General features: G+C 54.4%; 22 protein-coding genes. 12 read left to right on the top strand and 10 right to left on the bottom strand.

What is annotated here, in order from left to right; genetic code table 11:
- Nucleotides 1-233 precede the first annotated feature (233 nt).
- On the top strand, nt 234-2,828 hold the full coding sequence (clpB, locus tag R2K28_RS02950) for an ATP-dependent chaperone ClpB (protein WP_316367905.1): 2,595 nt from the start codon (nt 234-236) through the stop codon (nt 2,826-2,828).
- Between the two features lie 234 nt (nt 2,829-3,062).
- On the opposite strand, the gene coaE is transcribed toward clpB, so the two are convergent.
- The 8 genes from coaE to R2K28_RS02990 form a co-directional block, all read right to left on the bottom strand.
- Nucleotides 3,063-3,659, bottom strand: coding sequence for a dephospho-CoA kinase (coaE, locus tag R2K28_RS02955; protein ID WP_316367906.1), 597 nt, complete (start codon nt 3,657-3,659; stop codon nt 3,063-3,065).
- Entirely contained in the window at nt 3,659-4,525 is an 867-nt protein-coding gene (locus R2K28_RS02960) for a prepilin peptidase (protein ID WP_316369671.1), read from the bottom strand. The genes coaE and R2K28_RS02960 overlap by 1 nt, the downstream gene beginning before the upstream one ends.
- Before the next feature lie 45 nt (nt 4,526-4,570).
- Nucleotides 4,571-5,800, bottom strand: a complete 1,230-nt coding sequence (locus R2K28_RS02965; protein ID WP_316367907.1) for a type II secretion system F family protein — start codon at nt 5,798-5,800, stop codon at nt 4,571-4,573.
- A gap of 3 nt (nt 5,801-5,803) precedes the next feature.
- Nucleotides 5,804-7,519, bottom strand: coding sequence for a type IV-A pilus assembly ATPase PilB (pilB, locus tag R2K28_RS02970; RefSeq protein ID WP_316367908.1), 1,716 nt, complete (start codon nt 7,517-7,519; stop codon nt 5,804-5,806).
- 486 nt (nt 7,520-8,005) lie between these two features.
- Complete coding sequence (locus R2K28_RS02975; RefSeq protein WP_316367909.1) at nt 8,006-8,461, bottom strand: pilin; 456 nt, start codon at nt 8,459-8,461, stop codon at nt 8,006-8,008.
- 599 nt (nt 8,462-9,060) lie between these two features.
- A complete protein-coding gene (locus tag R2K28_RS02980) occupies nt 9,061-10,416 on the bottom strand; it encodes a sigma-54-dependent transcriptional regulator (protein ID WP_316367910.1) in 1,356 nt (451 codons plus the stop codon).
- Nucleotides 10,413-12,059, bottom strand: coding sequence for a sensor histidine kinase (locus R2K28_RS02985; protein WP_316367911.1), 1,647 nt, complete (start codon nt 12,057-12,059; stop codon nt 10,413-10,415). Before R2K28_RS02985 ends, R2K28_RS02980 begins: the two co-directional genes overlap by 4 nt.
- Before the next feature lie 5 nt (nt 12,060-12,064).
- Nucleotides 12,065-12,301, bottom strand: coding sequence for a PP0621 family protein (locus R2K28_RS02990; protein ID WP_116445750.1), 237 nt, complete (start codon nt 12,299-12,301; stop codon nt 12,065-12,067).
- A gap of 300 nt (nt 12,302-12,601) precedes the next feature.
- On the opposite strand from R2K28_RS02990, the gene R2K28_RS02995 reads away from it, so the two are divergent.
- Both R2K28_RS02995 and R2K28_RS03000 read left to right on the top strand, forming a co-directional pair.
- Nucleotides 12,602-14,215: an NAD+ synthase gene (locus R2K28_RS02995; RefSeq protein ID WP_316367912.1), complete on the top strand. Its 1,614-nt coding sequence runs from the start codon at nt 12,602-12,604 to the stop codon at nt 14,213-14,215.
- 109 nt (nt 14,216-14,324) lie between these two features.
- Complete coding sequence (locus R2K28_RS03000; protein WP_116445752.1) at nt 14,325-14,663, top strand: P-II family nitrogen regulator; 339 nt, start codon at nt 14,325-14,327, stop codon at nt 14,661-14,663.
- 23 nt (nt 14,664-14,686) lie between these two features.
- On the opposite strand, the gene R2K28_RS03005 is transcribed toward R2K28_RS03000, so the two are convergent.
- Nucleotides 14,687-15,484, bottom strand: a complete 798-nt coding sequence (locus tag R2K28_RS03005) for an outer membrane protein assembly factor BamD (RefSeq protein ID WP_316367913.1) — start codon at nt 15,482-15,484, stop codon at nt 14,687-14,689.
- A 160-nt stretch (nt 15,485-15,644) separates the two neighbouring features.
- Between R2K28_RS03005 and rluD the strand changes: the two genes are divergently transcribed.
- From rluD to R2K28_RS03045, 8 genes are all read left to right on the top strand, one after another.
- Complete coding sequence (gene rluD / locus R2K28_RS03010) at nt 15,645-16,616, top strand: 23S rRNA pseudouridine(1911/1915/1917) synthase RluD (RefSeq protein ID WP_316367914.1); 972 nt, start codon at nt 15,645-15,647, stop codon at nt 16,614-16,616.
- The gene (gene pgeF / locus R2K28_RS03015; protein WP_316367915.1) at nt 16,613-17,344 is read left to right on the top strand and encodes a peptidoglycan editing factor PgeF; all 732 of its coding nucleotides are present in this window, start codon (nt 16,613-16,615) and stop codon (nt 17,342-17,344) included. Before rluD ends, pgeF begins: the two co-directional genes overlap by 4 nt.
- A 98-nt stretch (nt 17,345-17,442) precedes the next feature.
- Nucleotides 17,443-17,961, top strand: a complete 519-nt coding sequence (locus R2K28_RS03020) for a glycine cleavage system protein R (RefSeq protein WP_116445756.1) — start codon at nt 17,443-17,445, stop codon at nt 17,959-17,961.
- Between the two features lie 4 nt (nt 17,962-17,965).
- On the top strand, nt 17,966-18,502 hold the full coding sequence (gene def / locus R2K28_RS03025) for a peptide deformylase (RefSeq protein WP_316367918.1): 537 nt from the start codon (nt 17,966-17,968) through the stop codon (nt 18,500-18,502).
- A gap of 214 nt (nt 18,503-18,716) precedes the next feature.
- Nucleotides 18,717-19,403 carry a lysophospholipid acyltransferase family protein gene (locus R2K28_RS03030; RefSeq protein WP_316367919.1) on the top strand — a complete coding sequence of 229 codons (687 nt, stop codon included), beginning with the start codon at nt 18,717-18,719 and terminating at the stop codon, nt 19,401-19,403.
- Nucleotides 19,404-19,475: 72 nt separating this feature from the next.
- Nucleotides 19,476-20,801 carry a UDP-glucose dehydrogenase family protein gene (locus tag R2K28_RS03035; protein WP_316367920.1) on the top strand — a complete coding sequence of 442 codons (1,326 nt, stop codon included), beginning with the start codon at nt 19,476-19,478 and terminating at the stop codon, nt 20,799-20,801.
- Between the two features lie 155 nt (nt 20,802-20,956).
- Nucleotides 20,957-22,255, top strand: a complete 1,299-nt coding sequence (locus R2K28_RS03040) for an HD-GYP domain-containing protein (RefSeq protein WP_316367921.1) — start codon at nt 20,957-20,959, stop codon at nt 22,253-22,255.
- Between the two features lie 132 nt (nt 22,256-22,387).
- Nucleotides 22,388-23,317 carry a VanZ family protein gene (locus tag R2K28_RS03045; RefSeq protein ID WP_316367923.1) on the top strand — a complete coding sequence of 310 codons (930 nt, stop codon included), beginning with the start codon at nt 22,388-22,390 and terminating at the stop codon, nt 23,315-23,317.
- 7 nt (nt 23,318-23,324) lie between these two features.
- Here the strand turns inward: R2K28_RS03045 and R2K28_RS03050 are convergent, their stop codons facing one another.
- Complete coding sequence (locus tag R2K28_RS03050; RefSeq protein ID WP_316367924.1) at nt 23,325-23,657, bottom strand: hypothetical protein; 333 nt, start codon at nt 23,655-23,657, stop codon at nt 23,325-23,327.
- A 602-nt stretch (nt 23,658-24,259) separates the two neighbouring features.
- Here R2K28_RS03050 and R2K28_RS03055 point away from each other — a divergent pair.
- Nucleotides 24,260-25,870, top strand: a complete 1,611-nt coding sequence (locus R2K28_RS03055) for a S1C family serine protease (RefSeq protein ID WP_316367925.1) — start codon at nt 24,260-24,262, stop codon at nt 25,868-25,870.
- The last annotated feature ends 7 nt before the right edge of the window (nt 25,871-25,877 follow it).

The raw sequence follows: 25,877 nt of genomic DNA on the forward strand, positions 1-25,877 counted from the left end.
GATTCAGCTCGGTACCTCTATCGTGTAGGGTGCGGCTTGCCGCACCGTTATTTCCTTTAGGCACACTGGTGCCTCATTGGTGCGGCAAGCCGCACCCTACATTTATCTTGAACATTTGCGTTTATTCGCGTTCATTTGCGGACTATCCTCTTCCATAGCCCCCTATTCAGGTTGAAATAGGGGGATTCCTCCCCCATCTGAAGGGTATTGAATCAGTTTTCGGAGTATTTCCCATGCGAATGGACCGTTTGACCAGTAAATTCCAGATGGCGCTGGCGGATGCCCAGAGCCTGGCTGTTGGACGTGATCACCAGTTCATCGAGCCGGTGCATCTGATGATCGCCCTACTGGATCAGGATGGGGGCACGATTCGCCATCTGCTTACCCAGTCCGATGTCAACGTCAACCAGTTGCGAACCAGCTTGAGCGCCGCCATGGAAAGGCTGCCCAGCGTCCAGGGTGCGGCGGGTGATCTGCATATCTCCAATGATCTGGGACGGCTGCTGAACCAGACCGACAAGCTGGCGCAACAGCGCAAGGACCAATATATCTCCAGCGAACTTTTCGTCCTCGCGGCAGTCGAGGACAAGGGCGAACTGGGCGAGGTGTTGCGCAATGCGGGAGGATCCAGGGAGGCCCTGGAGCAGAGCATCGAAAAGCTGCGTGGCGGACAGAGCGTGGATGATCCGAACGCGGAGGATCAACGCCAGGCATTGGAGAAGTACACTATCGATCTCACCGAGCGCGCGGAGCAGGGCAAACTGGACCCTGTGATCGGGCGTGACGATGAGATACGTCGCACCATTCAGGTGCTGCAGCGCCGTACCAAGAACAACCCGGTACTGATCGGCGAACCCGGGGTGGGCAAGACCGCCATCGTGGAAGGGCTGGCGCAGCGCATTATCAATGGCGAGGTGCCGGAGGGACTGAAGAGCAAACGGCTGCTCTCCCTCGACATGGGCGCCCTGATCGCCGGGGCCAAGTTTCGTGGTGAGTTCGAGGAGCGCCTGAAGGCGGTACTCAACGATCTGGCCAAACAGGAGGGGCAGATCATTCTCTTCATCGATGAGCTGCATACCATGGTCGGCGCCGGCAAGGCGGAGGGCTCCATGGATGCGGGGAATATGCTGAAACCCGCCCTGGCCCGGGGTGAACTCCACTGTGTCGGGGCCACCACCCTGGATGAATATCGCAAATATCTGGAGAAGGATGCGGCCCTGGAGCGCCGTTTCCAGAAGGTACTGGTGGAAGAGCCCAGCGTGGAAGATACCATTGCCATCCTGCGCGGCCTCAAAGAACGCTACGAGGTCCACCATGGCGTGGATGTCACCGATCCCGCGATCGTGGCTGCGGCAACCCTCTCCCATCGCTATATCAGCGACCGCCAACTGCCGGACAAGGCCATCGACCTGGTGGATGAGGCGGCCTCTCAGATCCGCATGGAGATCGACTCCAAGCCGGAGGAGATGGATCGGCTCGAACGGCGCCTGATTCAGTTCAAGATAGAGCGTGAGGCCCTCAACAAGGAGTCCGATGAGGCCTCGAAAAAGCGTCTGGCTGAACTCGAGGCGCAGATCGATCGCCTGGAACGGGAGTTCTCCGACCTGGAAGAGATCTGGAAATCGGAAAAGGCGGCGCTGCAGGGCACCACCCACATCAAAGAGTCCCTGGAAGAGGCCAGGCTCGAGCTCGAGACGGCTCGCAGAGCCGGCGATCTGGCGCGCATGTCAGAGCTGCAATATGGCCGTATTCCCGAGCTGGAGCGACAGCTCGACATGGCGACCCAGGCCGAGATGCAGGAGATGAAGCTGCTGCGCAACAAGGTCTCGGAAGAGGAAATCGCCGATGTGGTCTCCAAGTGGACCGGCATTCCCGTCTCCAAGATGCTGGAGGGGGAGCGGGACAAGCTGCTGCGCATGGAAGAGGAGCTGGGCAGACGGGTGATCGGCCAGGAGGAGGGGGTGCGCGCGGTGAGCGATGCCATCCGCCGCTCCCGGGCCGGGCTCTCCGATCCCAATCAACCCAACGGCTCGTTTCTCTTTCTCGGTCCCACCGGTGTGGGCAAGACCGAGCTGTGCAAGGCATTGGCGGAGTTCCTCTTCGATACCGAGGAGGCGATGGTGCGCATCGATATGTCGGAGTTCATGGAGAAGCACTCGGTAGCGCGGCTGATAGGTGCGCCCCCCGGCTATGTCGGTTATGAAGAGGGCGGCTATCTGACCGAAGCGGTCCGCCGAAGACCCTACTCGGTACTGCTGCTGGATGAGGTGGAGAAGGCCCATCCCGATGTCTTCAACGTATTGTTACAGGTGCTCGATGACGGACGTCTCACCGACGGCCAGGGACGAACGGTCGATTTCCGTAACACGGTGATCGTGATGACCTCCAACCTGGGCTCCCAGGTGATCCAGGATATGACCGGTGAGGAGCACTATCAGGAGATGAAGGCGGCGGTGATGGAGACGGTGCGGCAGAACTTCCGTCCCGAATTCATCAACCGGCTGGATGAGATCGTGGTCTTCCACCCTCTGGCCAGCGAGCAGATCCGCGCCATTGCAAGGATCCAGATCGACTACCTGCACAAGCGGCTCTCGGAACACGATATGGGGCTGGTGATCACCGATACGGCCCTCGACCGCCTGGGCGAGGCGGGATTCGATCCGGTGTATGGCGCACGGCCCCTGAAACGGGCGATTCGTCAGCAGCTGGAAAACCCTCTGGCCCAGGAGATCCTGGCGGGCCGATTTGGACCTGGGGATACCATCGAGGTGGATAGTACCGACGAGGGTTTGTCCTTCACTAAACGTAAGCAGGTCACTGCGGCTTGATTTAACAGTCCGCAAATGCTTACTTAAACCTCAACTGGTTCCGAGGGATGATCTTTGGAACCAATAACCAGAATAAACAGGTAGGGTGGGGCCCTGCCCCACCGATATATCTCTTATGACTCGCATTTAGGTGGGGCAGGGCCCCACCCTACACTTCTGCATTCCTATGCAGGAGCGTGTGAACGATGGCAAATTAATAGAGAAAAGTATTGCTTTCATTTGCAGATAGTATTCTTAACGACCAGCCAGCTTAAGGTAGACCTTGTGGAGTTTCTCGGTGGCTTCGATCAGGACCTCCAGGCCGCCGTTGTTTTCGATGACATCGTCCGCTCCCCGCAGGCGGGTCTGGCGGTCGACCTGGCTGGCCATGATCTGCTCAATCTGCTCCCTGGAGAGTTGATCTCGATCGAGTACTCGTTCGATCTGTAGCGATTCGTCACAATCTACTACCAAGATCCTATCCGCAAGGGACATTTGATCGGTTTCAAACAGTAACGGAATGACCAGCACGGCATAGGGTGCTGACTGTTTGGCGATCCACGTTTCCATCGCCTCCCTGATGCGGGGATGCAGGATCCCTTCCAGGCGTTCGCGCTGCCGTGGATCATCGAAAACGATCCTGCGTAGGGCTGATCGGTCCAATGCCCCGTTGGCATCTATCAGTTCATCGCCAAAGGTACTTTGAATCTCAAAGAGTGCGGGAGAACCGGGCTTTACCAGCTGATGGGCGAGCAGGTCGGCATCGATAACCGGGATGCCCAAGGACTCCAGATGGGAGGAGACAGCGCTCTTACCGCAGCCGATGCCCCCTGTGAGGGCGATCACCAGCATCAGTACATACCGGACCAGCGCAGATAGGCGTTGTTGATCTGTTCGCCCCACATCAGACTGATCCAACCGGCTGCCGCCAGATAGGGGCCGAAGGGGATGGGGATATTGCGATCCCGTCCGCGCACGACGATCAACAGGATACCGACTACTGCACCGACGAGGGCAGAGAGTAGAATGATCTGCGGCAGGTATTGCCAACCAAGCCAGGCTCCGAGCATTGCCAACAGTTTGAAATCACCATACCCCATGCCCTCCTTGCCGGTGAGTCGTTTGAAGAGCTGGTAGACACTCCATAGGGAGAGGTAACCGGCCGCGGCGCCGATGATAGCGGTGCTGGTATCGGTAAACACACCCGCAAGACTCAACAGCAGTCCCAACCAAAGAAAGGGGAGGGTGATATTGTCGGGGAGCAACTGGACATCGAAATCGATCACGCTGAGGGCGATCAGGGCCCAGGTCAGCAACAGCGCTGCCAGGGTTGCCCAGGTGAAACCGAAATGGATTGCCACCGCCAACGAAAGGATTGCGGTGACGGCTTCAATAATCGGGTATCTGGGGCTGATCAAGGTATTGCACTGGGAGCAGCGGCCTTTAAGCATCAGCCAACTGATAATGGGGATATTCTCCCAGGGGCGTATCTTATGGCCGCATTTCGGGCAGTGGGATGCCGGTCGGTTGAGGTTGTAGGGGGCGGTCTCCTCTTCGCTGAGGGCACCTTCCAGCTCCTGGCAATCCCTGCGCCACTGTTGCTCCATCATCTTTGGTAGACGATGGATCACCACATTGAGAAAGCTTCCCACCACCAAACCGATCAGGATGACAGTGAGCAGGAACGCCCAATGGTTTTGCTGTAGGAAGTCGACTATTAACACGGGCTGATTTTTATTGTTGGTTTATTTTGTGCGCATTCGTCAGACGACAGAGGCCATCTTGAATATGGGCAGATACATGGCGACCACCAATGTGCCGATCAGAACACCTAATATGACCATAATGATGGGCTCCATCAAACTACTCATGGCATCAACGGCATTATCCACCTGCTCTTCATAGAAATCCGCAACCTTGTTCAGCATATCATCGAGGGCGCCAGATTCTTCGCCGATGGCGACCATCTGTACAACCATGTTGGGAAACAGGTTGCGTTGTTTCATAGCGAGTTGCAGGGATTGACCGGTTGCGACATCCTCACGCATGCGCAGTACGGCATCACTATAGACTACGTTGCCTGTCGCACCAGCAACGGAATCGAGGGCTTCCACCAGGGGCACACCCGCGGCTGACATGGTAGAGAGGGTCCGGGAGAAGCGGGCAATGGCGGATTTATCCAGCACCATGCCGACAACAGGTACTTTCAGCAGGATCCGATCGACATTATGCCTGAATTTTCGTGATCTTTTCCATATATATATGAACGTGTAGATAAAGGCGATTATTCCACCCAGCATAGCCCACCACCAATCACGTACCAGTTCTGAAAGGTTGACGACAAAACGGGTCAAGGCGGGAAGATCGGCGCCAAAACTTGAGAAAAGTGATTCAAATTGGGGTATGACAAAAATCAGCAGGATAGCAGTGACCAATATGGCGGCGATGATCACGGCAGCCGGGTAGAACATGGCCTTCTTGATCTTGCCTTTGATCGACTCCGTCTTCTCTTTATAGGTGGCGATCTTATGTAGCAGGGACTCAAGGACACCAGCATGTTCACCGGCACGGACCAGGTTGACAAAAAGATCCTCGAAATGGAGTGGATGTTTCTTCAAAGCATCGGCCAGGGCCGTACCTCCTTCCACATCGGCCTTGATGGTGAGGATCAGTTCCTGCATCGAGGGGTTGTCGTGTCCCCGTCCGACAATGTCGAAGGCCTGTACCATGGGTACGCCTGCCGCCATCATGGTGGCCAGCTGGCGGCTGAACACAGTGACATCAGCACTGGTGATCTTCTGTTTTGTGAGTACTAAATTGGTAGGCTTTTTTCTTACCTTGAGGGGGGTTACCCCTTGACGCCGCAGATCGGCCTTGACCATATTGACATCCGTGCCTCGACTCTCGCCACTCAGGCGAGCGCCCTTCTTGTCCGTGCCTTCCCATTTGTAGAGGTGGGATTTTACCTTTGCTTTCTTTCTTGGAGGTGCCATGGGTTAGTCCTTGGTTACCCGGTTGAGTTCTTGGAGGCTGGTGATCCCCTGCATGACCTTGCGTAGTCCGGATCGGCGGAGGTTGTCGACCCTCTCCTTTTTAGCCTGATCTTCAAGTTGTATCGAAGTGCCACCCTCCATAATGAGCTTGCCCATGGTTTCGGAGACGGGCATCACCTGAAATATACCAACACGTCCCTTGTACCCGCCGGTACACATGTCACATCCTACGGGTTTGTAGATGGTGAAATCGGTTTTTATGTCAGCTTCCGTGAAACCCTCCTCGAGCAGGGCCTCCCTGGGGAGGTCCTCAGGTGCCTTACAGTGTTCGCACAGACGCCTGGCAAGACGCTGGGCCATGATCAGGAGAACCGACGAGGCTATGTTAAAGGGCGGTACTCCCATGTTGGCCAGACGGGTCAGGGTCTGGGGAGCATCGTTGGTATGCAGGGTGGAGAGCACCAGGTGGCCGGTCTGTGCCGCTTTGACTGCGATTTCCGCCGTCTCCAGGTCGCGAATCTCACCCACCATGACGATATCCGGGTCCTGGCGCAGGAAGGCCCGCAATGCCTCGGCGAATGTCAGGCCGGTCTTGACGTTGGTATTGACCTGGTTGATGCCCGGGACCTGAATCTCCACGGGATCTTCGGCGGTGGAGATGTTGACCTCAGGTTTATTCAGCATGTTCAGTGCGGTATAGAGACTCACCGTCTTACCGCTACCGGTGGGCCCGGTCACCAGGATCATGCCGTAGGGTTTATTGATGGCAGCGAGGAACGTCTTTTGCTGCTCCTCCTCGAATCCAAGGGCCTCGATACCCAGTTGCGCACTGGTGGGATCGAGAATACGCAAAACGATTTTTTCACCGTATAGGGTGGGGCAGGTATTCACACGGAAATCGATGGCACGGGACTTGGAGAGCTGCATCTTGATGCGGCCGTCCTGGGGCACCCGTTTCTCCGCAATGTTCATCCGCGACATGACCTTGATACGACTGGACAGGCGGTTTGCCAGATTGGAAGGAGGTGTAGCCACCTCGCGCAACATGCCGTCCTGGCGATAGCGCACCCGATAGGTGTATTCATAGGGTTCGAAGTGGATATCCGAGACACCCTGTTTTATCGCATCCAGCAGCAACTTGTTGATATAACGGACGACCGGCGCCTCGTCCACGTCCAGTTTGGATTCATCGCTTTCGAGCTCCTCCTCACCGCCGCTAATATCCAGGTTGTCCAGGTCCGCGTCCAGCAGGTCATCCATGCTGGTTTCCTGGGCCTCCATGACCTTGTTGATAATACTGTTGAGCTTGTCCTCTTCCACCAGGATCGCTTCGGAGGCGAGGCCGGTATTAAAACGTATCTCATCCAGGCCCTGGTGATTGGTGGGATCGGAGACTGCTAGGAAAAGCCGGTTGCCCCGTCTGAAGATCGGCAGGGCATGGTGGGCGCGAACCAGTTTTTCTCCCACCGCATCTGTCGGTATGACGCCGGGATCGATCACATCCAGATCGAAAATGGGTACGCCGAACCCTCGCGAAGCGGATATTGCTATATCGATGCTTTGCAGAAGGGCGTTCTCCACCAGGTAGGAGACAAAAGGCACCTTTTTCTTCAATGCCTCAGCAAAAGCCGATTCCGCCTGCTCTTCGCTGATCAGCCTATCCTGTATGAGACAGCGTGCAAGACCGCTTAGATTTACTTTGGGATTCGTTGTGGCCATTCTATGGTTTATCGACTATCAGCAACATGTTCTGTTATGTCGGCAGGCTTGCCTGAATATTAATACTCTTTCGTTGGTCACCTGTGAACATATAAGAAAAACCCGAACAATATTGAGCTATATGCATATTTATTGGATTCGTAATGATATGTTGTATTAAACAAGTTATTGATAGCTAAGTAATATAGCTTTGAATGGGTATGGAATCAATGTATTAGGAAGGCTTCATAGGAAACCCTGTTAGAGTTTGTGACTGAGGGATGAACTGGGGATTGTGCAGGATCTTGGTTCATTGAAAACACTGATATCGTCGGTTTGCAGGTTAAGTCAAACTGAGGCATTGATCTATCAAGAGATATCATGATGGTTGATTTGGTATCCCGAAAAGATTCCGGAAATTAAATGCCAAAATAGAAAGGGGCCACCTCTCGATGGCCCCTCATATATATCGCAGACTCTGTTAAGGCTTGCGATTCTAAACAAATGCTACCGCTCAAAGCCAGTGCTTGCTTTATAGCAAGTATCAGCGGCGCTAGCTGCAGTAACATTAATATTCCAAAGTACAGCTTCGACGTTCGGAACAGGTGTCATTGTAATATCACATTCGCCAACCTCTGGTGTGCCAGAAAGTGTAATTACGCCACCTGCGACAACTGGATCGGCATCCATGTAACTTGTTGTAGTGTTAGTGATATCGAAATCAGGGGAGACATAGCCGCCATTGATAAGGTCAGCTACGGTACCGCAGTTAGCTAAGCCTCTTTGATCGTTGGCACATTCGCCAATGGCTACCTGTACTGCTCGTACTGCTGCCACATTGTTGGCCCACTTGGTACGTGAGGAATAGTCACGATACTGTGGAATAACGATGGCGGCCAGGATGCCGATGATGGCGACCACGATCATGAGTTCGATAAGGGTGAAACCAGACTGTTTACGCATTTTAATACTCCTGATTGTTTGCTGACTTGGCCAGCGCAAATTAAGTTGTTGCAGGTTGTACTTGGGTCTTTCGGCCGTGTTTCCGACATCTTTAGGAAAAACGGAACCGGGTTGTCTTACCTCATGCAAGCATAGTGCCAACTTTGTGGATTGAGGCGTGGAACAGAGCTTGCTCATGGCCTGATCTGTTGCAGATGAGAGCTATTTCATATCCGGTTACAGGTGGGTGTGGGATAGATGTAAAACCAATAAAAAACCTTTTAAATCATTATGTTGTCATGATCATTAAGGGTGAGATTTGGATAAAGTTCAATTGCCTTGGTTCCTATCTTTCTGCTACCCATCTGTTTGCTTCAAGCGTGCATGTGATCCTGTCTTGTTATTTCTTTGGGAATGGAAGGATTGATAGGGCCGTGGGGGGCCTGGTGGTTATTGTCAAAAAGTGACAATCCTCGTCACTTTAAGCTTGGATATCACCTCTCTTTTGTGATCTGCCTCACGCAAATAGCGATAAAGTGATGGCCAAGTGTGATGAAGTTGCCTGAGCTAAAGGTGAAACTTTGTTACATGGCCAATCGGATAGGGAGTCAATGCTGTTCCTATTCGATACCGAATTTTTCCAGTCGGTAGCGAAGGGATCGGAGGGTCATGCCGAGCTTTTTTGCCGCCGCTGTGCGGTTCCAGCGGGTCTCTTCAAGGGCCTTTACGATGGCATCCCGTTCCACCTGCTCCATCTTGTCACCCAAGGGTCGGTCGGAGGATACGCTGGCTTGGCTGGCCTTTGCCTGGTGGTTTTCGGGCAGATGCAGATCTTCGGCGAGAAGTTCCGATCCCTCGAGCAGGGTGACGGAGCGTTCGAGTATGTTTTCCAGCTCGCGGATATTGCCCGGGAAGCTGTAGGCCTTGAGTTTCTTCAAGGCGGATGAGGAGAGCTTTGACTTTTTGTTCCCGCTATCCCGGGCCATGCGGGTGAGGAAGTGCTGGGCCAGCAGGGGGATGTCTTCACTTCTCTCCCTCAACGGCGGCAGGGGCAATTCAATTACGTTGATACGGTAGAAGAGGTCCTGCCTGAATTCGCCGTTTTCCACCAGTTCGGCAAGGTCCCTGTGGGTGGCGCTGATGATACGCACATCCATGGGGATCTCCTCCTGGCTGCCCACGGATCGAACCTGTTTTTCCTGGATCGCGCGCAACAGCTTGACCTGCATGTGCAGGGGCAGATCGGCGATCTCATCCAGGAACAGGGTGCCCCCATCCGCGCTGAGAAACAGTCCCTGGTGATCACTGCTGGCACCGGTGAAGCTCCCCTTTTTGTGCCCGAAGAGCTCACTCTCCATGAGTTCATGGGGAATGGCGCCACAGTTGACCGCCACGAAGGGGTGCTCGGCTCGGGGACCCAGTTGGTGAATCTGTCGTGCAGCCAACTCCTTTCCGGTACCCGATTCACCGCTGATGTAGACCGGGGCCTGGCTGCGGGCCAGTTTGCTGATCAGCCCCCGAACCCGTTTCATGGGCGGTGAATTGCCCAGCATCGGGGAGTGTTCGCCACCAGGTGTTTTATCGGGCGATGCCGGCTGCGCCGTCTGCTTGCCCAGACTGATCGCCTGCTGCACCAGCTTACGCAGCATTTCCAGGTCGACAGGCTTGGATACAAAGTCGAATGCCCCTGCCTTCAGGGCCTCGATGGCGGACTCCATGTTCCCGTGGGCGGTTATCATGGCCACGGGCAGTTGCGGATAGGTCTGGTTGATATGCCTGACCAGGTCGATGCCGTTGCCGTCAGGCAGTCGCATGTCGGATAGGCAGAGATCGAATGCCTGCTCGGTGAGTATTTTTCGCGCGCTTGCCAGGTCAAACACAGAGTGAGCGTCGATCCCCATGCGAATCAGGGTGATTTCCAACAATTCACAGATATCCGGCTCATCGTCAACGATCAGGGCTGTCGGCTGGGTCATTCGGGTCGTCTCCCGGGCTTCCACCGGTCAAAATGGAGGCGAAAACAGCTGCCCCCAGTCGGTCCCGGAATATATTCCAGGCGGATATGGTTGGTCTCGCTCAACTCCTTGGCGATATACAGGCCAAGCCCTGTGCCCGTGTTACGGGTGGTGAAAAAGGGTTCAAATATCTGTTTTGCCACTTTGGGTGTAATACCTGGTCCGTTGTCTATTACATCAACGACTGGATGATCGAATTCCTGAATGATGCCACCGATGATCTGTATCTTTGGATCATCCTTGGCGCCATGTTCCCTGGCATTATTACAGAGATTGGTAAGGATTTGTCTCAACTGCTCAGGATCGGCGATGACGCCGGTGTCCGAGGGTTCGATCTGCAGCAGGATGTCATCCCGATGGAATCCCTGATGCTTGACCAGGTCATCAACCACCTTTTTCAGCCATAGTTTCAGTTTTATCTTTTTCGGGCTGCCAGGGTCCCGGCGTGAGAGTTGCAGCACATTCTCGATGACCTGATTCACCCGTGCGGTATTGGTCTTGATGATCTCCGTTAGTCTCTGGTCTGCCGGGTTCAGGTCCGGGGATTCGTCGAACAGCTGACTGGCATGGCTGATTGCCCCCAGCGGGTTACGGATCTCATGGGCGATACTGGCCGTGAGCCTGCCCAGTGAAGCGAGTTTCATCTGTTGTGCCTCACGGGTGATTTGGGAGGTATCCTCCAGAAAGATCAGCATATCCCCCTGTTCCCCACCCCCAAGCGGGTTGAAGTGGGCCCTGAGTTCAGGCCCTTGGTGTTGAGTGCGAAAATTAAAGTAACGACGTTTCGATCCGGCATGGTGCTTCCTGAGCATGTGGGCCAGCTCCGGCGATGCCTTTACCAATTGCTCCCCGGTCGTGATAGTGGGCATGCCTAGCAGGTGCCAGGCGGGATCATTCATCATTACCAGCATGCCGGAGGCGTCGACCACTAATACCCCGGTGCGCATGTGCTGGATGACGTAGGCATTGATTTTGGCCAGATGGTCCAACTCATTGGCCCGCTCCTGGGCCAATTGCTCACTGGCCCGCACCCGACTACTCAGTACCAGGGTAAGCAGGGCGGTGGCAAAAAAAACCGCACCAAGAAAACCCGCCTGAACAAACCGAGGTGATATGACGGTGGTACTCAGGGAGATATATATCTGATCCGTAATCACCCCTAGGGCAGCCAACGCGGCAAATAGCAGCGCTGCACGGCCATCGATGATAAGCGCGCCGGCAATGATGGAGACGGCGATTAACATGCCCATACCGGTCTCTACCCCCCCACTGGCATGGGTCAGCAGGAGAATGGCGACTATATCCACGAACAGGGCCAGGTAGGTTTGCTGTTCGGGGTTCGGGGAGCGCCAGAGAAAAAATAGCACAGAGAGTAAGGTCAATGCGGTATAGAGTGAACCGGTAACGGTAAATAGCTCCGGTACTACTGATCCCAGAAAGGATGGTCCGGCCCCCGAGTAGAAAAAAAACATCAAGGTCAGGGAGAGGGTGATCCGGTAGAGCAGATAGAGGCTCAGGGAGCGCCAATGACTATGCTCAGCCCCATTGTTGACTTGGCTGGTATCTGTCAGAGTCTCTTCAGACGTATCGAACCAATTCAGCATGATGATCAGGATTTTTGTTCATCTGCAGCCTTCAGGTGGGCCTTGCTGCAGTAATACTTACCGTCGTCATTCACCGCCTCATCTCTGGGTAGATGGAGGCCGCAATAGGCGCATTGGACACTATCCACCGATTTGACCTGTTGTGACGGATCGCCTTTTTGCTGGTGTTGCCGCCACAAATGGCGGCCAATGAGGAAGACTCCCCACAATGCCAACGCCAAAAAGATATACCTGAGTCCCATTCAGTTGATTCTTTATTATGTATGCATAGGAGTCAATCTTGATCAGTCCGCGAATGAACGCGAATAAGCGCAAATATACTGAGACTTGAAATAAACTGATGAATATTGACAGAGCGTAGGGTGCGGCTTGCCGCACCGATGATTCAGAATGGACCTTTGAGTGCAGATGGTTCCGGTGCGGCAAGCCGCACCCTACACATGAAAACAATATTTGCTTTTATTCGCGTTTATTTGCGGAGGTAGAGATCTTTTGCGAATATTCCATCTCGATTTGACTGCAACCAGCCTAGGAGTGGGTCCTTGAAGTTAAAAATAGTACTCGCCCAGCTCAATTTCCTTGTCGGTGATATAGAGGGTAATGCGCAACGAATAATCGATGAGGCCAAGTCACAGGCCGGTAAGGCGGATGTGGTCGTGTTCCCTGAATTGGCGATTACCGGTTATCCACCTGAGGACCTTTTACTGCGGGATCACTTTATCCAGCGGGTGGAGCTGGCGGTTGCCAACATCATCTCCCGGGTGCGGGGCATCCACCTGGTTGTGGGATATCCACGGCGCCGGGAGGGGAAGCTCTACAACGTGGCGGGTGTCTGGTATGACGGCGATATCCTGGCGGAGTATGAGAAGCACAAGCTGCCCAACTACAGCGTATTCGATGAAAAGCGCTACTTTTCCCCGGGCAGGGAGGCGGTAACCTTCGAGTTGCAAGGTGTGCGCATCGGCTTGAGCGTGTGTGAAGATATTTGGGAGGTGGAGCCCGCCGCCATGAGCCGTGCCGCCGGTGCGCAACTGCTGCTGAATATCAATGCCTCCCCTTTTCATATCGGTAAGGCGCCGGAACGGGAAGAGTTGGTGCAGAACCGTGCCCGGGAGAACATGCTTCCCATCATCTATGTGAACCTGGTTGGCGGGCAGGATGAGCTGGTATTCGATGGCGGTTCATTTGTGGTGGATGGGCAGGGCCGGGTCATAGAACGCCTCGATTTTTTTGCAGAGACCGCAGCTTGTATCGACCTCTGCATAGAAAATGGCACAGGAAATCCATCCAACTCGATCACCCCACTCATGCCCGAGGAGCAGAGGGTCTACCAGGCACTCGTCACCGGGGTGAGGGATTATGTCCTGAAGAACGGATTCAACGGGGCCATTATTGGTCTCTCGGGGGGGGTCGACTCTGCCCTGACACTGGCGATTGCCGCGGATGCCCTGGGCCCGGACCAGGTGGAAGTGGTCATGATGCCATCTCGATACACCGCTGATATGAGCAACCAGGACGCCATTGCCGAGGCCGAGTTGCTGGGGGTTGAACATCGGACCATATCAATCGAGCCTGCCTTCAACGCCTTTCTGGAGATGCTGGCGGATGAATTCGCCGGTAGGGCTGTGGATGTGACTGAGGAGAATATTCAGGCACGCTGTCGCGGTATCATTCTCATGGCAATCAGCAATAAAAAAGGCCGTATCCTGCTTACCACAGGCAATAAGAGTGAGATGTCAGTGGGTTATGCAACCCTGTATGGGGACATGGCGGGTGGTTTTGCCCCTATAAAGGATGTGCCCAAGACCCTGGTCTATAGTCTATGCCACTACCGTAACTCCCTATCCCAGGTCATACCTCAGCGGGTATTGGAGAGGGCACCGTCTGCGGAGTTGGCTCCGGACCAGAAAGATAGCGATTCACTCCCGGAATATGCGGTTTTGGATGAGATATTGGAGCGATATGTTGAGCAAGATCAGTCGGTTACAGAAATCGCGGCGGCAGGGTTTGATGAAGCGACAGTTATGCGTGTGATCGACTTGGTGGATCGAAATGAGTATAAACGGCGCCAAGCGCCACCTGGTATCAAGATCACTAGGCGCGCCTATGGACGCGACCGGCGCTATCCACTCACTTGGTCGAAGCGAAACCGTTGACCTGCTGAAACGGATACAGGCATGGACGAGCCACTCAAGGGGGCGTTACAATCCCGGCGTGTCAATCACTGAATTAGAATGAAATTCCTCAGCTGGGAGCGGAGAAACAATGAAAAAAGTCGAAGCAATCATTAAGCCTTTCAAACTGGAGGATGTTCGAGAGGCATTATCTGAGGTGGGGATTACCGGTATGACCGCCACCGAGGTTAAGGGGTTTGGACGTCAAAAGGGGCATACCGAACTCTATCGTGGCGCTGAGTATGTAGTCGATTTTCTGCCTAAGGTGAAGTTGGAGCTGGTGGTGGCCAGTGACCAGGTTGCCGCATGCATTGAGGCGATTACCGGTGCTGCACGGACCGGTAAGATCGGCGACGGTAAGATCTTTGTATCACCGGTGGAACAGGTCATTCGCATCCGCACCGGCGAAGAGGATGAAGCCGCGATCTGATCGTCATACGGTCCGAATCATGGCTACAGCGATTCAGCGGACGTCAACTCCTTCTCCGTTTCGATCCCGGCTGGTTTATTCAAGTTACCATTCGCCAAATTGAGGGTTAATACCCGCTTCGCATCTTCTGCAAGTTCGGTCATGCCTAGTCGAGTGTAGGCATCGACCATGATCTCCAGCGCCGCTTTCATCGCATCGGTGCGTTGAAACTGGGTAACCACCCTGTTGGCTCGGTTGGCGGCAGCCAGATAAGCGCCCCGCCGCATATAGTAGTTTGCGATGTGTATCTGGTATTTGGCCAGATTGTTTCTGAGATAGAGCATTCTCTGGCGGGCGTCCGCAGAGTATTTACTCTCGGGATAGCGGCGTACCAGTTCTTCAAAATCATTGAAGGCATCGAGAGCGGCGCCGGCATCCCTCTCAGAGGGATCAGATGGCAGTATCCGACTGAAGATGCTCTGGTTCCGGTTGTAGTTGGCGATGCCTTTCATATAGTAGGCATAATCAACATATGGGCTCTGCGGGTTCAGTTTGATAAACCTGTCCGCCGCGGTGATCGCCGAGTCGGGCTCTGAGTATTTATAGTGGGCATAGATGAGGTCGAGCTGTGACTGGGTGGCGTAACGACCGAAGGGATAGCGGGCCTGCAGTCCATTGTAGTGCTTGATGGCATCCTCATAATCCCCGTCCATCAAGGCGCTCTTGGCTTCAGAATAGAATTGGCTGGCACTCCAGTTTTTTGTGACATCGATCTGATCCGGCATGGAACAGCCAGTCAGCAGCAGTGTGACAATGATGATGGTCGAGAACTTCCAAAGCATGGCGAATCAATACCTAGGGCCGGTTAAAGTGACGCTGAAGTATAACGGAAGGCGCTGGTTCGGTATAACCCGTTGGCTAAGACTTCAGTGAGATACATAGTGTGGGTGAAGCGATGGATTTTGTAAAACCGCGACCTCAATGTGACAATATGGAATACCTATGTCGGACGCAAAATTCATTGACAAAGTTCCACCCCGCACCCTAGTGATCCCGGATGAGTATGCGGGCAGCCGTCTCGATCAGGTGCTGTCCGACCAATTTCCCGAGTTTTCCCGCAGTCGCCTGCAACACTGGATCAAATTGGGTCTGGTGGAACTGGACGGGCAAACATGCAAGGCCAAGCAACGGATCCGGGGGGGGGAACTGATCCGGCTTCGACCGATTCCGCAGGATGAGGTGGAGGCCGAGGCGCAAGCCATGGAGCTGGACATTGTCTATGAGGATGCACAACTGCTGGTAATCAATAAGCCGCCCGGATTGGTGATGCACCCTGCGGCGGGAAATCCGGACGGGACCCTGTTGAATGGCCTGTTGAACCATCACCCACCACTGCAGCAGGTCCCAAGGGCCGGTATTGTCCACCGCCTCGATAAAGAGACCAGTGGCCTGCTGGTGGTGGCAAAAACCCTGCAATCACAACATGCGCTGGTGGAGCAGTTACAGGCGCGGAGTGTAAAAAGGGAATACCTGGCGATCGTGCAGGGAGAGATGATTGCCGGCGGATCTGTTGATGCGCCAATCGGCAGGCATCCGGTCAACCGGCTGCGGATGGCGGTCAACGAAACGGGAAAACAGGCGGTCACTCACTACCGAATCGAGCAGCGTTACCGTGCTCACACCCTGTTGCGGGTCAGGCTGGAGACAGGTCGGACCCACCAGATTCGTGTCCATATGCACCACATTCGACATCCGCTGCTGGGCGATCCCCTGTATGGTGGGCGGCTCAAGCTGCCGGCAGGTATCAGTGATGAGTTGGTGACAGCGCTAAAGCAGTTCAGGCGTCAGGCGCTACACGCCACCCGGCTTGAACTACTCCACCCGGAGCTGGGCAGACCCATCGCCTGGGAGACGCCTGTGCCTGCCGATATGCGACAAATGATGGATCTCCTGGCCGAGGACGCTGGGGGATGATCGACCTGCTGCGCCCTGTATGGCCTGCGCCTTCCCATGTGAAGGCATTGATTACAACACGCCAGGGGGGGAGTAGTGCTGCGCCCTTCCATAGCCTGAATCTGGCTGACCACGTGGGTGATGATCCGGTCTGTGTGGCGCGCAACAGAGAGCAACTCGCACGTGAGTGCCGGCTGCCCAATAGCCCCTTTTGGCTGAATCAGGTGCACGGCTGTGAGGTGGTCTCCCCGGAGAGCGCCAATCCGGGTTGTGAGGCCGACGCGGTTTACAGCGATAGACCCGATAGGGTGTGTGCCGTACTCACCGCCGATTGCCTGCCGCTGCTGATCACTGATCGACTGGGTAGGGAGGTATGTGCGGTGCACGCGGGGTGGAGGGGGTTGGCGGCAGGTGTGATAGAAAACGCCATACAACGTTTCCAGGCTCCTGCAAAGGAGCTGTTGGTGTGGCTTGGCCCGGCCATCGGGCCGGCTGTATTCGAGGTTGGGGATGAGGTTCGTGACGTTTTCCTCGGCTATCGGCGGGAGGCAGGCCAGATGTTCACCGCCAACCGTCCGGGACACTGGTTGGCCGATATCTATGCCCTTGCCCGGATGCGCCTGACTGATGCAGGTGTGGGATTCATCACGGGTGGCGATTATTGTACCTTAACCCAGGACAGGCTCTTCTTCTCCTACCGCCGTGATGGCGTGACCGGTCGAATGGCAGCGCTGATCTGGCGCGAATAGATTGGTCGAGAATCAATGGATTTTGTTTCTGGACCAATACCAGGCACTCATTTATCCTGCGTGAGAATGTGTCTCACTATTGTCTTTGAGGAGAGAAAATGAATTGGCTGATGCTGACCCTGGTGGGTGAAGACCAACCGGGAATTGTTGCCCAGGTGACCGATGCCCTCTATCGTGGCGGTTGTATCCTGGGGGAGACTTCGATGATTCGCTTGGGCGGCAACTTCTCCATCATGATGATGGTGGATGGGGGGCACGGTGAACAAACCCTGACGAGCCTGATCGAACCTGTGGCCGAACAGCTGCAGCTGAAATTTCACCTCGATCCCATGGGTGGCGGCCTGCACCAGCACCGGGTACCCAATTTCCAGGTCAGGGTGAATGGCGCGGATCGTGCCGGTATTGTGGCAAAGGTGACCGGTGCCCTTGCGGAATGCGGTTTCAATATCCTCGAGCTGGCATCGGATGTGGTTGGCGATTCGGAAAAACCTGTCTACATCATGACCATACAGGGATATGCGGAGTCTGAAATCGAGGCCCTCGAATCCGCCTTACGCCCGCTTGCGGTGGAGGGCATCGATGTGCATGTCTCATCCATCGAGACCCTGATCGGCTGAAACCATGGCGATACTGGAAATATTGAAGCTGCCGGACCCGAGACTCAAGCAGGTGGCAGACGAGGTCACCCGCTTCGATGACGAACTGCATGCTTTTATTACCGATCTGGAAGAGACACGACAGACGGGACCGGCCGCAGTCGGTATCGCAGCGCCGCAGGTGGCGAGGTCTCAACGCATCGTTATATTGGATTGTTCCACGACCAGAAAGCCGGTGCCGAACCATGGTCATCTGATCCTGGTCAATCCGGAGATCACCGAATGGGATGGTTTCGAACTGGGGCGCGAGGGTTGTCTGTCGGTACCGGATTATACCGGTAATGTGATTCGGGCAGAGCGAATCAAGGTGCGTTCACAAGACCCTCAGGGTGAAGAGCATGAATTCGAGATGGAGGGATTCGAAGCCAGGGCATTGCAGCATGAGGTGGATCATCTCGATGGCATCCTCTTCATAGATCGCCTGGTGAGCCGACGCACTGACCTGTTTCAGCGCAAGGTCTATCAGAAGGGCGGTAAAAAAGGAGATGCTTCAGCAAAATAAGCGTGCTGCGTGATTTTATAGTGTGCCAATCAACAAGTTGTACAAGATTTGACCGCAAATATACGCCAATCACCGCAAATTATCGCAAACGGAATGACAATGAGTATAACCACAGTGAATTCCATTGGTTGGTATTTATTCTCACAGCTAATAAATCGCGTTTATTTGCGGTGATTGGCGTTCATTTGCGGCTTGTTTTTATGATGACTCCCGAGTGAATACATTTACACTAATTGTATTACTGATCTTCCTGGTTATGGCCATCGCATTGCTGAGCAGGCGCTGCCGGGAAGCACAGCGAGCGGAGTGGGGTGCCGCCTGGCTGAATTGGCTGGATGGATTCAATCGGCTCTTCTGCCAGGTCTATCATCGACTGCCCCAAATTGAAATGCCGTTGCCTGAATCAGGGGGGGCGATCGCTGTATCGAATCACGTTTCGGGGCTCGATCCCCTGTTGATGTTGGCATCCAGTAACCGGCCACTGCGGTTTCTCATCGCCCGGGAGCAGTATGAGCGGTATGGTTTGCAATGGCTGTTCCGCGCGGTGGGTTGCATCCCGGTGGATCGGCAAAATTCTCCTGAGAAGGCGATGCGCCTGGCGATCAAGGCGCTGCGTGACGGTGAGATCGTTGCCCTGTTTCCCCATGGCAAGATCCATCTCGACTCTGATCCTCCGCGTAAGATCAAGGCCGGGGCGGCGCGCCTGGCAGCGTTGACCGGGTTGCCCCTGATTCCGATGCGTATCAGTGGCGTGAGTGGTCAGGGTGGCGTCATGCTTCCGGTTTTTATGCGTGGACATGCACAGATTCAACTCCTGCCGGTGATTGAGGTGGGTGATCAATCGCCGGAGAATCTGAATAATGCGATTCAACATGCGCTAGATCAGATACCTCAACAATGAACATCTGGTCTCCTGATAACACAGCAAGTATGATTGGGCGAAATTTTGAGTAGGGTCTCCTAAGGTTTAACAATGAAAGTTACAGTTTTTGGTTCTGGATATGTCGGCTTGGTTACAGGCGCCTGCCTGGCCGAGGTTGGAAACGATGTGGTCTGCATGGATGTGGACGAGCACAAAATAGCGATGCTCAAGCAGGGTGAGATCCCTATCTATGAACCGGGTCTCGATGCCATGGTGGAACGCAATGCCAATGCAGGCCGGTTGCAGTTCACCACTGATGCCGCCGAGGCGGTGGCACACGGGCTGTTCCAGTTCATCGCGGTCGGCACACCCCCTGACGAGGATGGCTCGGCGGATCTGCAGTATGTGCTGGCGGTGGCCAAATCGATCGCGGAGCACATGGATGACTATCGAGTCATCGTGGATAAATCCACCGTTCCCGTGGGTACAGCGGACAGGGTGAGGGAACGAGTCAACGAGACCATGCAGGCCCAAGGCAAGCAGGTGGAGTTCGATGTGGTCTCCAATCCGGAATTTCTCAAGGAGGGTGCGGCCCTCGACGATTTCATGAAACCTGACAGGATCATCATCGGCACCGATAATCCAAGGACCACAGAGCTGCTACGTGCCCTGTATACCCCATTCAACAGGAATCACGATCGTCTGATCGCCATGGATATCCGTTCCGCCGAGCTGACCAAGTATGCGGCAAACGCCATCCTCGCCACCAAGATCAGTTTTATGAATGAACTCTCCAACCTGGCGGAGCGGCTGGGTGCCGATATCGAACAGGTGCGGCATGGCATCGGTTCAGATACCCGTATCGGTTATGACTTCATCTATCCGGGGTGTGGCTATGGTGGCTCCTGTTTTCCCAAGGATGTCAATGCGTTGGAGCGTACCGCCCGGGAAGTGGATTATGATGCCCAACTCTTGACAGCGGTGGAGGCGGTCAACTATCGCCAGAAGCGGGTGCTGTTCGAAAAGATCAACCGCCACTTCTCGGGTGAACTGAAAGGTAAGACCTTTGCCCTTTGGGGGCTCTCATTCAAGCCCAACACCGATGACATGCGGGAGGCTTCCAGCCGGGTGCTGATGGAGGCGCTGTGGGATGCCGGTGCCAAGGTGCAGGCGTTCGACCCGGAGGCCATGGAGGAGTGCCATCGGATCTATGGCGAGCGTGAAGATCTGGTCTACTGCAAGGATCAGGAAAGTACCCTGCAAGGTGCCGATGCCCTGGTGGTGGTAACCGAGTGGCAGGTCTTTCGTAGTCCCGATTTCGAGCATATCAAGCTGGCACTCAGCGAGCCGGTCATATTTGATGGTCGCAACATCTATGATCCCAAGCGTATGCAGGAGGCCGGTTTCAGCTACTACGCCATCGGCCGAGGCGACTGATTTCTGAGTTCGGAGTCCTGTTGTACAACCGTCCTCTGTGAACCGAAGGCAGGCCTCCCACTGGGCTTCCGCCAGCTGGGGTGGTGTCACCTATAATCGGTAAAGTAAGCGGCGTGCCAGTCGCTACTTGATAAGGAACACCTCACCCCAGGCATATGGACTCAGTGATAGATCCCGATCCCTATATCAAGCTGGTCACGGAACTTGGCGATATGCGTCAGGTAGTAGCCATTGATGATATCCGTAATCACCAGGGTGCCACTCTGATACAACGGGGGGAATCGGTTGACAGTGCTAAATATGATCGGTTGGCGGGCCATCAGTTATTGCGACCATTGGACTATTCCCTGGCTGTGGAGGATAGGGTCACGGCAGACAGGCTTATGCTTGATGGGAAGGGTTTACTCCACAGTGAACCTGAGCTGGAGCAGGCCATTGATAAGCGTTTCATCCAGCGAGATCTACTCACCCCGATCGGAACAATCCCCCTTGAGCCACAGTTGGCATTCAAGCTGACGGTATGCCGGGAACGCTGTGTTGAACGTTATCAGCACATGCTGCGGGTAGCACTGGTTGCGCTCTATATCGTATCCCGCTTGAGGTGGCCTGCTGATGACAGGCAGGAGCTGGCGACAGCTGCCCTGTTTCAGGATCTGGGCGAGATGCATCTGGTGCCTGATCTGTTTACCAGCCGGCAGCCGTTGTCGATGGCGCAGCATCGTCAAATCTACTCTCATCCGAGCATCGCCTATCGGTTTCTGAAACCATTCCCTAACTACCATCCCCGCATCAGCGAGGCGGTTCATCAGCATCATGAAAGACTCGACGGCAGCGGCTATCCCAATGGCCTGTCTGGAGAGGAGATCATTCCTGCGGCGCGTGTGCTCGGTGCAGCCGAGCTGCTGACCGCGGTCCGACTGGAACGTAAGAACAACAGCGGTAGACTCTTCTCCACCGCGGAGGTGTTGAAATTCAATGCTGACCGTTTTGGCAAGGATATCATTATGCCACTGATCGAATCGGCAAAACGGTTGGATGGATCTGCGGATAAGGCCGCTCCGGCTGGTAGTGTCAATAAAACTATCCTGCAGGCGCGTATGAAATTGTTGAATGATATATTGCAGGGTGCCGATGGGATCGATGTCAGCGGCGATAACGAAATGGCATTGTTCATCGTGAAACAGCTACAGCGTTTGACTGGCATGGCACAACGCTGTGGATTCGATCTGCGTGCCCCGGTCAAGCTGTTGAACATCATCGGTGATGAGGAGCGAGCGCTCTCGGAACTGGATGCCCTGGTCAGAGAGATGATCTATCTTGTCCAGAGTACAGCCAGAGAGGCGCTGAGAAGATGGGTAAATGATGAAACCCCTGCCCAGGATCAGGCACCCCTTACAAAGTGGCTGAGACATGTGGATTTGACCTTGTATAGTGCCGGTTTTCTCTCCCACTGAGCCATGCTCGATGCCTCTCAGGCATTGCTTCAATCAGCAAACGATCATCTGACTCGGCAGGTAGCTGGTTTCCCACTAAAAAGCATGCTTAACTCTGACCTCAACACTATGGAATGATAGCGTGTGTCTCTCGTGTCTCTAAAAAAAACAGGGCTGTTTGTACTGGTCCTTGTATTAACAACGGTAATACTGCTGGGAACCAACCTGCCGGGTGAATACCGCCTGATGTATGCGCTGCAGGACTCCGGTCATTTTCTGATCTTCAGCCTGCTGACCCTTTTGGCACTTTGGCTATTTGGAAAAAATCTGACCAGGCCGATATGGCCGGTAATGTCACTCGCTTTACTGTTTGGTATCAGCATAGAGGCTGTGCAGTATCTCATAGGCCGTGACCCCAGCCTGTATGATATTCTTATGGATCTGTTGGGTATTGTCGCAGGCGGCGTTCTCTATTGCGGTTTTATAAAGCGGTCCTTCTCTTCGCACCTTAGCATTCTCATTGTTACGCTGCTTGCCCTGGTGGCGTTTTCCCAACCCATCTATTGGTCCTTTGCTTATCAGGTCAGGGTTGATCAGTTTCCCCGCCTGATCAATCCGGATAGTTTTTTTTCCAGGGCATTGATAGAGGGGAGTGAAGGTGGTGAGATTCGCCATATCGACCTGCCGAGGGATGCTTCGATACCAGCAGATTCAGGTATCAACTCCTGTGTTTATGTCACTCTGGCTGAAGGCCCCTGGCCCGGTGTCGATATGCAGGAACCGGAACCGGATTGGCGTGGCTACGCATATTTCGAGTTGGCGATCTATTCCGATCAAGTGGCTGATCTGCCGCTGACCTTACGCATCCACGACCAAGGCCATAATAGACGTTATGAGGACAGATATAATCGGCGTTTATTGGTACATACCGGTTACAACCACTTCACCCTGCCAATGCATGAGATTGAGGATGCCCCCAGCGGGCGCAGCATGGACATGGCAAATATCTCAGATGTGAAGATAATTGCAGCGCAAAAACATATCGGCAGAGGTTTTTGCTTGTTGACCATGGGGCTGCGCTAGCGGAGTACTAATCGCACCCGTCATTCTCCGTAATGAAGTCTCCCGTGTCGGGATCGGTCTTTGGCGCACCGTCCAGGTCGGTCACCACAATACCGGTGAACATCATGGACTGAATGCGGTTGAAGTATCGGTCCATGGCCGTCGCGACCTGATGGTCGGTAAGGCCGTCGTAGATCATAATATGACCTGCCTGCTCCCTGCTCAAATCGCTCGGAGTGGGATGCATGAGGCGTCGTTGTTGCCAATCCTCACTGTAACTGTCGCCGATGGCGGCTTGAATCTGGCATGCATACAGCAGTATTGCGAGACTGCAGATTAGATAGTGATAGCGCTTTTCCATGGTCGTTCTCCCATCGCAGGGTAATCGATGTACTGCATTGATGAGGGCAAAACCGCTGCTCCTGCTGTTTATCATCCCGGTGTTGCCTATATGTTGCTGTAACTTTGTCCACTGAATGGATGTGCACTATTTACGGTCTGCATGACCTAGGCGTTGGTCGGAAGGTAAGGTGTATAAGGCAATGAGGAAATCCAATCCGAATTGGTTCGATTGGTTGGCAAGTCCGGTCGATTACCTGAGTGACTCAGTGTGATATTACTGAACTATTGATGACTGTTTTGTGTCAAAAATTGGTCAGATTTGTCGATGAGAGTCATCGTTAAAATGGCGGATTAACGATATTGGTATATGCACCACATTGGTGCATTGCATTTTCTGATGGACGATAGAATGTGCTGATCTTCTTCCCGAATGGCGCTAGGCTGGCTGAATAGCTTGCCGCGGGCGGCACAGCTTGAGACGGTGCTCACGCCGAAATAATGAGGTAGAGAATGCGGTTCGTAAATATATGGCCCGAATGCTGCATAGTACCTACTTATAGGTAGATAAGAGATGTCGACCGGGCAAATGCGGTCGTCATAGCAGTTTTGAGGTTATTGGTCGTGCGGATATCAAGTTGGTTTTTTTCATTTCTTTTTCTTCTGGCTTCCCATGCGCATGGCGTTGACTGGAAAGACGCTAAACATGAGGCATCTTCAGGCATCGTCAGGGTGTACGTCATTCACGAGACCCGAGAGCATCTAAAGCCCTACCGCCAAGGCGATCTGGCGCAGCGAATGGGCACCGGATTCTTTATTGATGATCGCACACTGGTCACCAACCAACACGTTATCGAGGGTGCACGTTCCATCAAAGTCGAAGGCGTGCGCAGCAAAGAGAAGTTTGCGATGCGTCTCGCATCCAAACCCAGCATTCGGTTCGACTTGGCAACGCTCGAGTTCATGGATGAGAACGAGCGTGAACGATTTCAACGGATCAACGGCCCCATCGGCCCACTCGATTGGGCGACCTGGGACGAGGCACGCCCCGGCGGTGAGGTTGCCGTGCTTGGCTTCGGCAACAGCGAGAAGCTCGTTGCCACCCAAGGGATTATTTCCAGCTGGGAAGCACGCCACGATCTCTATCAGCGGCGACTCGATCATGTCACCCTGATCAGGACCGATGCCGCTGTAAACCCAGGTAACAGCGGTGGACCGGCGATCAGCCCGGAGGGGCGGGTGATAGGCATTAGCGCACGCTACGGTGCTGGCGAGAACATCGGTCTGCTGATTCCGTTCAGTACTGCAAAACAGGTTGTCTCCGTGATGTCGGAGGAAGGCCAGTTCATCAAGACCAACACCGGCGTTATTAGCTACAACCTGAACCCGGTCTCACGCAAGGCGTTACAAGTCAGTGCGGAACAAGCCGGGCTGGTCGTCTCGCATGTGCTTGAGAACAGCCCGGCCGCAACCGCCGGCATCAAACGCTGGGATATCGTCACCGCGGTCGATGGACATGCCATTGAGCATGGCGAGATTGATCATCCGGTCATTGGCAAAGTGCCCTGGTGGTTCGTCGTCAACACCGCCGCACCTGGTACCGAACTGAAGCTCGATATCAAACGCCAGGGAGTCGACTCGACGGTCAACCTGGTGATGAAGCCAACCGAGATACCGCGAATCTGGTTGCCGACAGAGGGTGCCGATTATCCCTTGGAGTGGGGCTACCTTGGCGGTCTGGTCATTACCGAGGTAACCCGTGAGCTGCTGGAGAAGGTCGAAAGTACCGGTAACTGGCGTTGGGATCTGGTGAATGACGCCGCGCCCGGTAAAAAAATCTTCATGGTCAGCAGTATCGAACCCGATACCCAGGCGATGAGCTATTCAGAATACGGCCTGGACCTGCTGCAACTCAGAGTACTCGCCATCGATGGTCGCCCGCTTGAAGACTCGCTCGGCGGCCACCTTGACCGCCTGTATGCATCGATAGATCAGGGCAGCGCGCCGCCGTTCGTTACCATCGAACTGGAAAAGCACATCTCGATCCAGTTCGCGACCGATCAACTGGTCGCCGATATGGCGGGGTTGGAGGACCGTTTCCCAGGCATCGTTCGGCGTGCCATTCAGCCGATCTATGAAGAAGCCACGATGCAGGGCAACAGAAACACGCGGGGCGCATCGCATCGCTGGTTACATAAGAGAGAAGAGACACGGGAACTGGACAGCCAACCATGAATCAGGC

Origin of the sequence: Candidatus Thiodiazotropha sp. CDECU1, assembly GCF_963455295.1 — a bacterium.
Classification (GTDB): Bacteria; Pseudomonadota; Gammaproteobacteria; order Chromatiales; family Chromatiaceae; genus Thiodiazotropha.

What these genes read in the sequence shown, in the direction of transcription:
- R2K28_RS02985 (WP_316367911.1), bottom strand. Translation starts at nt 12,059, where the DNA reads ATGCTGAATTGGTTCGATACGTCTGAAGAGACTCTGACAGATACCAGC.
- R2K28_RS03050 (WP_316367924.1), bottom strand. Translation starts at nt 23,657, where the DNA reads ATGGAAAAGCGCTATCACTATCTAATCTGCAGTCTCGCAATACTGCTG.
- R2K28_RS03000 (WP_116445752.1), top strand. Translation starts at nt 14,325, where the DNA reads ATGAAAAAAGTCGAAGCAATCATTAAGCCTTTCAAACTGGAGGATGTT.
- R2K28_RS03035 (WP_316367920.1), top strand. Translation starts at nt 19,476, where the DNA reads ATGAAAGTTACAGTTTTTGGTTCTGGATATGTCGGCTTGGTTACAGGC.
- rluD (WP_316367914.1), top strand. Translation starts at nt 15,645, where the DNA reads ATGTCGGACGCAAAATTCATTGACAAAGTTCCACCCCGCACCCTAGTG.
- R2K28_RS02980 (WP_316367910.1), bottom strand. Translation starts at nt 10,416, where the DNA reads ATGACCCAGCCGACAGCCCTGATCGTTGACGATGAGCCGGATATCTGT.
- clpB (WP_316367905.1), top strand. Translation starts at nt 234, where the DNA reads ATGCGAATGGACCGTTTGACCAGTAAATTCCAGATGGCGCTGGCGGAT.
- R2K28_RS02965 (WP_316367907.1), bottom strand. Translation starts at nt 5,800, where the DNA reads ATGGCACCTCCAAGAAAGAAAGCAAAGGTAAAATCCCACCTCTACAAA.
- R2K28_RS03020 (WP_116445756.1), top strand. Translation starts at nt 17,443, where the DNA reads ATGAATTGGCTGATGCTGACCCTGGTGGGTGAAGACCAACCGGGAATT.
- coaE (WP_316367906.1), bottom strand. Translation starts at nt 3,659, where the DNA reads ATGCTGGTGATCGCCCTCACAGGGGGCATCGGCTGCGGTAAGAGCGCT.
- pgeF (WP_316367915.1), top strand. Translation starts at nt 16,613, where the DNA reads ATGATCGACCTGCTGCGCCCTGTATGGCCTGCGCCTTCCCATGTGAAG.
- pilB (WP_316367908.1), bottom strand. Translation starts at nt 7,519, where the DNA reads ATGGCCACAACGAATCCCAAAGTAAATCTAAGCGGTCTTGCACGCTGT.
- R2K28_RS03040 (WP_316367921.1), top strand. Translation starts at nt 20,957, where the DNA reads ATGGACTCAGTGATAGATCCCGATCCCTATATCAAGCTGGTCACGGAA.
- R2K28_RS02990 (WP_116445750.1), bottom strand. Translation starts at nt 12,301, where the DNA reads ATGGGACTCAGGTATATCTTTTTGGCGTTGGCATTGTGGGGAGTCTTC.
- def (WP_316367918.1), top strand. Translation starts at nt 17,966, where the DNA reads ATGGCGATACTGGAAATATTGAAGCTGCCGGACCCGAGACTCAAGCAG.
- R2K28_RS03005 (WP_316367913.1), bottom strand. Translation starts at nt 15,484, where the DNA reads ATGCTTTGGAAGTTCTCGACCATCATCATTGTCACACTGCTGCTGACT.
- R2K28_RS02975 (WP_316367909.1), bottom strand. Translation starts at nt 8,461, where the DNA reads ATGCGTAAACAGTCTGGTTTCACCCTTATCGAACTCATGATCGTGGTC.